Genomic DNA, 1,407 nt, shown 5'->3' with positions numbered 1-1,407 from the left:
AAAAACACCGGAAATCAATCGGGTCAGGATCGGTTTCCGGCATTCTCCAATACTTCAAACCCGATGGGAATCCCTGAAGCACAGGGCATCCAAGGGTTTTTCAGGGCGAACTATTTACGGTTTTCCCCAACCACCCGCGACGTGAGTGTGTCTATCCGCGCATGTCTCCCGTAGCACCGCGATCCCAGCTGCGTTCATCGTTGGATCGCGACCGACGGCTAACAAAGGGATCGTGCTGATCCTCGGGATTGAGCGGCGGCTTCTGACGGATGTTTTCAGTCTCTGCTGATTGATTCTGCATGTCGGGCACTCTGTGCGCTTGAGACCATCCGGTTAGCCCAGGACACTGCTGCTGTGGTGACCGAAACGCCACATCGGTTGCACTTCTCGACGGATGGCCCCCCCATGCTCTCCAGCGAAATATCCGCAATCTTTACGCGATGGATGGGCCAAGTCGCGACCCGCGAATTCCAGCGCCATGACAGCACGGACTTCGCGCCGCCGTTGTGCGTCTTCCTGGACGATTTCGCATGCGAGGTCCGCACCTGGGCGAGTGCCAACCTTCGGCAGGCTAGCTGCGAAGGGCGTTAGGTTTGGCTCCAGTGCTTTACTCGCTGGTAGATCCGCCAATCTCAAGGCCTCTCCGCTGCCACGATTCCTGCGGACATATTCTGGATTCCCCGGGCGGAATCTGCTTTTCCAGGTGCACGCTTCCTGGCGAAGGGTTCCCCCCTTCTCGCCTCCTGCAATTTAACGAGCCCCGGATGCAGCGGCATGAGCAGACACGCTGTTCGGCCTTGCGCCGCGTTCCGGCACATTATCGAGGTCGAAGGCACTGCGGTTTTTCGTGATCAATCTCGACCGATCGACCGAGCGGTGGCAGGATATCGAAGTTTCGGCCGCAGATGCCGGTGTCGAGGTGACGCGGGTTCCCGGCGTCGATGGCGCCGCGGTCCCGGTGAATGACTGGCTTGACGTCGATCATCGCCGTTTTGCACGCAGCCATGGGCGGACGATCCTGCCGGGCGAATATGGCTGCTACCGCAGCCATCTGGCCGCGCTGCAGGCGGTGATCGCATCCGGCGAGCCGGTCGCCGTGATCTGCGAGGACGACATCACTGTGAAGCCGGAAGCGCCCGCCGCCGTCACGGCGGTTCTCGGTCACCGGCCGGACCTGCATGTCCTCAAGCTCGCCAATCATCGCATTCGCGGCTTCGTGTCCCACGGCGGCGACGGGCTTGCCAGTTACGGCCGCTGCATCCACGGCCCGCAAGGTTCGGCCGCCTGCTACGCAGTCACGCGCGAGGGCGCGACCCTCCTGCTTTCCGCCCTGCAAACCATGTGGCTTCCCTGGGACATCGCTCTCGAGCGGGGTTGGGATACCGGCGCCCGCATCTATACGACCCC

At 61.8% G+C, this 1,407-nt stretch carries 1 protein-coding gene; it reads left to right on the top strand.

Annotated elements, in window-relative coordinates:
* Positions 1-847: 847 nt before the first annotated feature.
* A partial coding sequence (locus tag VQ042_RS25550; protein ID WP_331823044.1) for a glycosyltransferase family 25 protein occupies positions 848-1,407 on the top strand: 560 nt, incomplete at its 3' end.

Source organism: Aurantimonas sp. A2-1-M11, from assembly GCF_036549475.1.
Classification (GTDB): domain Bacteria; phylum Pseudomonadota; class Alphaproteobacteria; order Rhizobiales; family Rhizobiaceae; genus Aurantimonas.
The sequence above is the reverse complement of the archived record's forward strand: the minus strand, read 5'-3'. Positions and strand labels throughout refer to the sequence as shown.